This window comes from Mycobacterium sp. TH-M116 (genome assembly GCF_057473685.1).
Genome location: NZ_JBYCLC010000388.1, coordinates 1 through 7,837, shown reverse-complemented (window position 1 = coordinate 7,837; position 7,837 = coordinate 1). Strand labels below are relative to the sequence as shown.

General features: G+C 69.8%; 8 protein-coding genes. 3 read left to right on the top strand and 5 right to left on the bottom strand.

Annotation, left to right across the window (positions count from 1 at the left end; translation table 11 throughout):
* Positions 1 to 179 precede the first annotated feature (179 nt).
* Positions 180 to 1,352: a sulfotransferase family protein gene (locus AC2VOK_RS20210; RefSeq protein WP_428902033.1), complete on the bottom strand. Its 1,173-nt coding sequence runs from the start codon at positions 1,350 to 1,352 to the stop codon at positions 180 to 182.
* A gap of 97 nt (positions 1,353 to 1,449) precedes the next feature.
* On the opposite strand from AC2VOK_RS20210, the gene AC2VOK_RS20205 reads away from it, so the two are divergent.
* Both AC2VOK_RS20205 and AC2VOK_RS20200 read left to right on the top strand, forming a co-directional pair.
* Entirely contained in the window at positions 1,450 to 2,037 is a 588-nt protein-coding gene (locus AC2VOK_RS20205; RefSeq protein WP_428902032.1) for a TetR/AcrR family transcriptional regulator, read from the top strand.
* A complete protein-coding gene (locus AC2VOK_RS20200) occupies positions 2,034 to 3,152 on the top strand; it encodes a DUF1214 domain-containing protein (protein ID WP_428902031.1) in 1,119 nt (372 codons plus the stop codon). Before AC2VOK_RS20205 ends, AC2VOK_RS20200 begins: the two co-directional genes overlap by 4 nt.
* On the opposite strand, the gene AC2VOK_RS20195 is transcribed toward AC2VOK_RS20200, so the two are convergent.
* From AC2VOK_RS20195 to AC2VOK_RS20180, 4 genes are all read right to left on the bottom strand, one after another.
* Positions 3,149 to 4,198, bottom strand: coding sequence for an LLM class flavin-dependent oxidoreductase (locus AC2VOK_RS20195; RefSeq protein WP_428902030.1), 1,050 nt, complete (start codon positions 4,196 to 4,198; stop codon positions 3,149 to 3,151). The genes AC2VOK_RS20200 and AC2VOK_RS20195 overlap by 4 nt on opposite strands.
* 4 nt (positions 4,199 to 4,202) lie before the next feature.
* Positions 4,203 to 4,718 (bottom strand): SRPBCC family protein, encoded by a 516-nt coding sequence (locus AC2VOK_RS20190; RefSeq protein ID WP_428902029.1) that lies wholly within the window; start codon positions 4,716 to 4,718, stop codon positions 4,203 to 4,205.
* Positions 4,719 to 4,828: 110 nt separating this feature from the next.
* The gene (locus tag AC2VOK_RS20185; protein WP_428902028.1) at positions 4,829 to 5,935 is read right to left on the bottom strand and encodes a fatty acid desaturase family protein; all 1,107 of its coding nucleotides are present in this window, start codon (positions 5,933 to 5,935) and stop codon (positions 4,829 to 4,831) included.
* A 33-nt stretch (positions 5,936 to 5,968) separates the two neighbouring features.
* A complete protein-coding gene (locus AC2VOK_RS20180; protein ID WP_428902027.1) occupies positions 5,969 to 7,084 on the bottom strand; it encodes a flavin reductase family protein in 1,116 nt (371 codons plus the stop codon).
* A gap of 70 nt (positions 7,085 to 7,154) precedes the next feature.
* On the opposite strand from AC2VOK_RS20180, the gene AC2VOK_RS20175 reads away from it, so the two are divergent.
* The gene (locus tag AC2VOK_RS20175; protein WP_428902026.1) at positions 7,155 to 7,829 is read left to right on the top strand and encodes a TetR family transcriptional regulator; all 675 of its coding nucleotides are present in this window, start codon (positions 7,155 to 7,157) and stop codon (positions 7,827 to 7,829) included.
* Positions 7,830 to 7,837 lie beyond the last annotated feature (8 nt).

Here is a 7,837-nt window from a genome sequence, read left to right as displayed (position 1 = left end):
GTGTTCATCAAGTCCACCGAGGTCACGATCGGCGTCGAGTGACGCCGCGGCTCTCCGCCACCCTTCGCGACACATAAACCACACACACGACACGCCGAGACCCGGCGCAGTGGTTTATGTTTCGTTGCGCATAAACGTGCGCATCAACGTGCGCAGCCGGCGCCTGGCGACCGTAGCGGCTACGCCAGGAACCGCTCGACGTACGGCGCGAAGCGCGCCCGCAGATCGTCCTCGTCGAGCCCGAACATCTCCGCGGACGTCTCGACGGTGCCCAGCCGGCCTCGTCGGTGCCCGTCGAGGTAGCCGGCGATCGCCGTGCGCGCCTCCCGGGTGCACGGCTCGCCGGCCAGGGCGTAGACCCGCTCGGCGACACCGAGTTCGTCGGCCACGAAGTCGTCGAAGCGGACGTCGACGGAACGTTCCGGGCCGACGGTGTCGCGATCGCGCACCACCGCGGTCAGCAACCGCTCGAGCCGGTCGACCCACGAGGCCGCGATCCGCTGCACCGGCACCGGCGAGCGGTGCATCCGCGCGGAATAGGTGATCATCGCGATCATCGACAGCGCCACCGGAACCGGGTCGCGGTGGGTGAACACCACGATGCTGTCGGGAAAGACCCGGTCCAGCACCGGCACCTGCTCGAGGTGCTGCGGCGACTTGAGCAGCCAGCGCCGCCCGCCGCGCAGGAACTGCATCGCCCGCAGTTGGGTGGCCAGATACCGGTAGTGCGGCGTCTGGTCGTGGGTCAGGTAGTACTCGCGCCAGCGCGGCACCTCCGCGAGCGTCTCGAACAACATCGTCGAGAAGTCGTTGGCCAGCAGCTGGATCTCTTCGTGCACGTGGTCGGTGGTCATCTCGTGCATGAGTGCGAAATGCGGCATCACGGTGTTGATCAGCCCCACGGCGACATCCATCCGGGCGCGCCGCGGATCCGGCTCCGCACCGGCTTCGGACGGCAGGGGGAACGGTTCGACGCTCTCCCAGTACGGCATGGTACGGAAGGTGGGCGCCGCCGCCAGCACGTTGTGCAGGTGGGTGGTGCCGGTGCGGGGCAGCCCGGCGATCACCACCGGCGGCTGCAGGTCGATGTCGTCGATCTCGGGGTGCCGGCGCAGCAGGTCGGCCAGCAGCAGCCGGTTCTTGAGCAGCTGCAGCAGCTGGCCGTAGAAGTTGACGACGCCCGCCTCGTGCAGGCCGTCGAGGTCGCGCAGCGCCGCCAGGTAGACGTCGAGGCGCTCGCGGTAGTCGTCGGGGCCGAAGTCGTGCAGGCCGGTGTCGGCGCTGGCCTGGGCGTGCAGCGCTGCGGCATCCAAGGCGTCCAGCGGGCACAGCGGCGCCATCGAGGACATCATGTCGAGGAGCTGCCGGGCATCGTCGCCGAAGCGGGGCACGGCCAGGTCGTCGAGGCGGACGGGGGTCACAGCGACTTATGTTACGTTGAGTTCCGTAATGGCAGTGGATTTTGGGCGCCCCCGCGACCCGCGCATCGACGATGCGGTGCTGCGCGCGACGGTCGAGCTGCTGGCCGAGACCGGCTACCCCGGGCTGTCGGTGGCCGCCATCGCCGAACGGGCCCGCACCAGCAAGCCCGCGATCTACCGGCGCTGGCCGAGCAAAGCGCACCTGGTGCACGAGGCGGTGTTTCCGGCCGGTGCCGCCACCGAGCTGCCGGACACCGGGTCGCTGCCCCACGACCTGCGCGAAATGGTCCTTCGCTCAATGACTTTCCTGACCGCGCCCGCAGCCAGGGCGGCCTTGCCCGGGCTGGTGGGCGAGATGGCCGCGGACCCGACCCTGCACTCGGCACTGCTTGAGCGATTCGCCGGCGTCATCGGCGGCGGCCTCACCGAGCTGCTGGCGCGGGCCGCGGACCGCGGCGAGATCCGGCCCGACGTGACCGCCACCGAACTGGCCTCCCCATTGGTAGATGCCATCGCCGGCATCACGCTGATGGGTTTGCTCACCCGCGTCGACGAACTCGACGACGCGTGGGTCGACCGCACCACCGAGCTACTCCTGAAGGGAATCGGCGCATGACGCACGAGTCGACCGCAGCGTGGCAGGATTTGTTGGAAACCCTTGGCGGCCTTGACCGATCGTTCCTGGAGGGCGACCGGGCGGTGACCGACGACCGGCACGTCGCCGACGGCTACCGCATGCTGGCCACCACGCTGGGCGTGGCGTTCGACGCCTACCTGTTCGCCGAGCCCGGGCGCCCACAGTTCGTCGCGGTCAACACCCCGTTTCGTCGCGACCGCCGCTGGGGCGGGGACAACACCGACGCCTACTACTCGCTGTGCCCGGTCGATCCCGCGCGGCGCTACCGCGTCAGCGGCAACAAGGGCGACAGCGTGTACTTCTCGTTGACCGCCTACAACGAACCGTCGCCGGGCGCGTGGTCGGACCGCGTCGTGGCGATCGTCCGGGACAGCGATCTCGACGTCGATGCGGGCGGCAACTTCTCCTTCGAACTCGGGCCCACTCCCGACGCCGCCGTGCTGATGACCCGCGACTACCAGGCCGACCCGCTGTCCGGCCGCCCCGTCGAGTGGCACATCGCGGCCCTCGACGATCCGGACCCGATCCGGCACGGCGACACCGAGACGGCCGCGTCGCTGCGGGCCGCCGCGGCGTGGCTGCGCACCATGTTCGCGATCGTCCCGCTGGCGGTAGCTGACCGGGTCAGCAAAGATGAGGCACACGCCCTCGGGCACCAGACCGCCCATGCCGCCAACGAATTCGCGGACCCCTACCAGGTTCCGGACGCCAACTTCGGCTGGTCGGCGCGCGACGCCTGCTATTCCTACGGCAGCTTCGTGCTCGCCGACGACGAGGCGCTGGTCATCACCCACCGGCCGCCGTCGTGCCGGTTCTGGAACCTGGTGGTGTGGAACCAGTTCATGGCCACCTACGGGGCCGGCGAGGGACCCGATGCCCGCTGCTCGGTCAACGGCCACAGCGCCGTGCCCAATTCCGACGGATCGGTGACGGCCGTGTTGTCCCGCACCACGACCGCACACCCGAATTCGCTGACCACGCTCGGCTATCCGCGCGGCAACCTCGCCTTCCGTTGGTTCCTCGCCGACGGGGTGCCGGCGCGGCCGCAGGTGAGCCTCGTCAACGCCGCCGACGCGCCGACGGCCGTGTATTAAGCCGCCTGGACCAGCTCGACGGCCCGGCCCAGTGTGCTCAGCCTGGCCTCCAGCGTGTCCCCGGCGGGATACAGCCGCACGGTGTCGACACCGGCGTCGCGCCAGACCGCCAGCCGCGCGCGCACCATCTCCTCGGTCCCGATCAGCGTGGTGCCCAGCACCATCGTGTCGGTGACCAGGCCGGTCGCCCCGTCGCGGTCGCCGCGCTGCCAGCGCTCCCGCACCGCCGCGGCCACCTCGGCCCAGCCCTGCCGGCTGTAGGCCCGGTTGTAGAAGTTCGTGCTCGCCGACCCCATGCCGCCGAGGCTGAACGCCAGTTCCCTCTTGCGGCCGGCGATCATGCTGCGCAGTTCGTCCTCGTCCGCGGCGAAGGCGACCTCGGCGCCCTGGCAGACGTCGAGGTCGGCGCGGGTGCGTCCGGCGGCGGCCAGGCCCGCGTCGAGGTGGGCGAAGTAGGCGCCCGACGCGCCCTCCGGGACGAAGCTGGTGCCCAGCCAGCCGTCGGCGACCCGGCCCGTCAACCGCAGCATCGCCGGTGACAGCGCGGCCAGGTAGATCCCGATGGCGTGTTCGGCCCGCGTCGACAACCGCATCGGCACCGCCTCACCGCCGGGGCGCGGGATCTGAAACTCGTTGCCGGCGTACGCGATCTTGCCGCCCGCGAAGACCTGCCGCACGACGTCGACGGTCTCGGCGATGCGGGCCAGCGGCCGGCCGAACGCGACACCGTGCAGGCCCTCGATCACCTGCGGGCCGGACGCGCCCAGCCCGAGCAGGAACCGCCCGCCCGACAGGTTCGACAGCGTGATCGCAGTCTGGGCGAGAAGAACCGGCGAGCGGGTCCCGGCCTGCAGCACACCGGAGCCCAGCACCATGCGGTCGGTGCGGGCGGCCAGGTAGCCCAGCGCCGACACCGCGTCAGCGCCCCACGCCTCGGCGACCCAGCACACGTCCACACCCAGCTTCTCCGCCTCGACGGCGAACGCGACGACGTCGGCGACCTCATCGGCGGCACCGGACAGCTCGACCGTCGTCGCGGTCCGCATCACGTCACCGCACCCCGTGCTCGGCCAGCCTCTTGATCGCCGACAGCGTCTTGTTGATCGAAGCCTCGAACTCCCGCAGCCGCACGAAGACGATCTTCTGCTCCTTGTCGGGCATCGACTCGATCGCGAGCGACAGACCCGAGCGCCCGGGCCCCAGCTGCGCCCAGTAGTGCAGCAAGGTCCCGCCGTCGCGCGGGGTCAGCCGGAATCGCCAGGTGGCCGCCGGAGCATCGGGTTCGCCGACCGCCCAGGCGAATTCGTGCGGCTCGTCGCAGGACACGATCGCCGACGTGCTGGTCCAGCGCCCGAATACCTGGTGTTCGTTGTGGCCGGCGAAGCGGGCACCGACGCGCGGGCCGTCGGCGCCCTCGGCCCACTCCACCGACTGCAGCTCGTCGCTCAGTGTCGGCATCAGACTGATGTCGCAGACCAGGCTCCAGACGCGGGCCGGGGTGGCGTCGATCCACGTCGACGCTTCCACCGTCGGTCGGTCCGCGTACCGCGCGCCGGTCCATTCCATGCCGACCATTGTCCCCCGTCAGCAGCCCAATGGGGCCCCCGGGCCGAATCGAGACCGCGCCCAGGGCTATCCGTTACCGGGCACGCGGCGAGTGCAGGCTCGACGGCCGGTCACGCCGCGACCGGGACCCGCTCGGCCGGCGTGCCGGCCCGGTCGTTCCCCAGCACCGAGTCCGGCACGGTGAGCTTGACGATCTTGCGCACAACGGTCCCGAACTGGCGCAGCAGCGGGCCGCGGTTGTAGGGGATGCCGTAGCGCCGGCAGATCTCCTGCACCTCCGGCGCGATCTGGGGGTAGCGGCGCGCCGGCATGTCCGGGAACAGGTGGTGCTCGATCTGGTGCGACAGGTTGCCCGACAGCAGGTGGAAGAGCGTGCCGCCGGTCAGGTTCGCCGAGCCGAGGACCTGGCGGAGATACCACATGCCGCGGGACTCGTCCTTGGTCTCCTCGACGGTGAATTCCTGCGTGCCGTCGGGGAAGTGGCCGCAGAAGATGATCATGTACGACCAGACGTTGCGCATCAGGTTCGCCGAGAGGTTGCCCGCGAACACGAACGGCGCGAACGGCCCGGCCAGCAGCGGGAAGGCGACGTAGTCCTTGAGTGTCTGGCGGCGGGTCTTGCGCCAGATCTCGCGCAGGACCTCGCGCTTGTCGGCAAGACGGATCTCGCCGGCGCGGATGCGCTCGCTTTCCAGTTCGTGCAGCGCGACGCCGTACTGGAAGAGCACCATCAGCAGGAACGCGTAGAGCGGGTTGCCCAGGAAGTAGGGCTCCCACGGCTGGTCCTCGCTCATCCGCAGGATCCCGTAGCCGATGTCGCGGTCCATGCCCACGATGTTGGTGTAGGTGTGATGCATGTAGTTGTGCGAGTGCCGCCACTGGTCGGCGGGGCAGGCGGTGTCCCACTCGAAGGAGCGGCCGGAGATCGCCGGGTCGCGCATCCAGTCGTACTGGCCGTGCATGACGTTGTGGCCGATCTCCATATTGTCGAGGATCTTCGACAAGCCCAGCATCGTCGTGCCCACCGGCCAGGCCGGGGGCAGGAACAGCAACGCGCGGCCGCCGACCTCCAGCACGCGCTGGACCTTGATGACGCGGCGGATGTAGTCGGCGTCCTCTTGTCCGAGGTCGGCCATGACGCGGTCCCGGATGGCGTCGAGTTCGCGGCCGAAGGCCTCGGCCTGCTCCGGAGTCAGCGTGATCGTGTTCTGTGACATGACATTTCTCCCGTGGGGTCGTGTGTGGGGTTGCTAGAGCGCGATGTCGACGTCGCCGACCGGGACGGAGACGCAGATCTGCACGTCGTCGTCGGGGACGGTCGAGACCGCGCCGGTCATCAGGTTGCGCACGGTGCCGGCGGTCTTGCGCCGCGTGCAGGTGTGGCAGATGCCCATCCGGCATCCGCTGGCCGGCGCCAGACCGGCCGACTCGGCCTGCTCGAGCAACGTACGGCCGTCGTCGACAACGCCGACGGCGCTGTCGGAGAATGTGATTCGCCCGCCCAACGGCGCCCCGAATGCCGGCGCCCCAAGTGCCGGCGGCACGAAGCTCTCGGAGTAGACGTTGTCGCCGCAGTGCTCACGAACCGCCTCGACCAGTGCGGCCGGGCCGCAGACGAACACCGCATCCGGTGCCGTCATGGCGGCGGCGAGGTGTTTCTGCCCGCAGCGGCCGGTGAGCTCGCCCCCGCCGGACCGGGTGTAGCCGTGCAGCACCCGGACGCCGGACAGCGCGGCCAGCTCGTCGCGATAGCACGCCTCCGCGGGGGTGCGCGCGTAGTGGACGAACGCGACCTCGGCGCCGGGCGTGCCCGGGTGCCCCTCGGCGACCAGGGTGCGCAGCATCGCCATGACCGGCGTGATGCCGCTGCCGCCGGAGACGAACAGGATTCGCCGCGGCCGCCGCTCCGGCAGGACGAAGTCGCCGCCGACCCCGGTCACGCCGACGACCATGCCGCGGCGGGCGCGGTGGTAGAGATAGTCCGACACCAGCCCGCCGTCGTGACGACCGACCGTCAACTCGAGGTTGGCCGCGCCTTCGGCGTTGGCCGGTGAATAGCAGCGGGTGTGCCGGCGGCCATCGATCTCGACGGTGAGGTTGACGTACTGACCGGCCTTGACGGCGTGGGCGGTGGTGAAGGTCGCGTTCGGGGCGAGCGTGAGGGTGACGCTGCGCGGGGTCGTCCGGCGCGCGTCGACGACCCTGGCGCGGGCTTCTCCCCGCGTCCAGGTCGGCGCCACCAGCTCGGTGTACCGGTCGACGCCGTGCGGACCTGTGAGCAGATCCAGAAGGTCGGAACCCAGAACCCGCGTCCGGAAGGCCCGGGCGAGGGTTCCACCGGAGGTGTGCGTGCTTTGAGTGAACATATGTACACGATGTTGCCGACAAGGGCAGCACGTCAAGAGTTGGACTCCTCGCTGTGTTAGGGTTCACACAGTGAACAGCCGTACACCCGGGTCACGGTCACGGGGTTCTGGATGCGAGCGCACCCGCGACAGCCGCTCGCGCGAGGAGCGCAAGGAGGCCACCAGGCGCGCCATCATCGACGCGGCGCTGACGTTGCAGCAGGACCGCAACTTTTCCAGCCTCAGCCTGCGCGAAGTCACCCGGGAGGCCGGGATCGTTCCGACCGCCTTCTACCGTCACTTCGAATCGATGGAGGCACTCGGGCTGGTGCTGATCGACGAGTCGTTCCGCTCGCTGCGCGACACCCTGCGCGCCGCGCGCGCCGGCAAGCTCGACCCCAACCGGGTGATCGAATCATCAGCGGAGATCCTGATCGCCAGCGTCGCCGAACGGCGCGAACACTGGCGCCTGATAGGCCGCGAGCGAAACAGTGGGCTGAGCGTGATGCGTTACGCCATCCGGACCGAGATCCGTTTGATCACCTCCGAATTGGCGACCGACCTGGCGCGTTTCCCGGGACTGCACGACTGGAGCACCGAGGACCTCAACGTGTTGGCAACGTTGTTCGTCAATGCCATGATTGCCATCGCCGAGGCGATCGAAGACGCCCAGAGCAGCGAAGCGCTCGAAGACATCCGACGGGTCGCCGTCAAACAGCTGCGGATGATCGCGGTCGGCATCGCGGGCTGGCGCAGCGAGCGTTGACGCTGCTT

Coding starts and splice junctions, on each gene's coding strand:
- AC2VOK_RS20180 (WP_428902027.1), bottom strand. CDS start 7,084: ATGTTCACTCAAAGCACGCACACCTCCGGTGGAACCCTCGCCCGGGCC.
- AC2VOK_RS20205 (WP_428902032.1), top strand. CDS start 1,450: ATGGCAGTGGATTTTGGGCGCCCCCGCGACCCGCGCATCGACGATGCG.
- AC2VOK_RS20200 (WP_428902031.1), top strand. CDS start 2,034: ATGACGCACGAGTCGACCGCAGCGTGGCAGGATTTGTTGGAAACCCTT.
- AC2VOK_RS20195 (WP_428902030.1), bottom strand. CDS start 4,198: ATGCGGACCGCGACGACGGTCGAGCTGTCCGGTGCCGCCGATGAGGTC.
- AC2VOK_RS20210 (WP_428902033.1), bottom strand. CDS start 1,352: ATGATGTCCTCGATGGCGCCGCTGTGCCCGCTGGACGCCTTGGATGCC.
- AC2VOK_RS20185 (WP_428902028.1), bottom strand. CDS start 5,935: ATGTCACAGAACACGATCACGCTGACTCCGGAGCAGGCCGAGGCCTTC.
- AC2VOK_RS20190 (WP_428902029.1), bottom strand. CDS start 4,718: ATGGAATGGACCGGCGCGCGGTACGCGGACCGACCGACGGTGGAAGCG.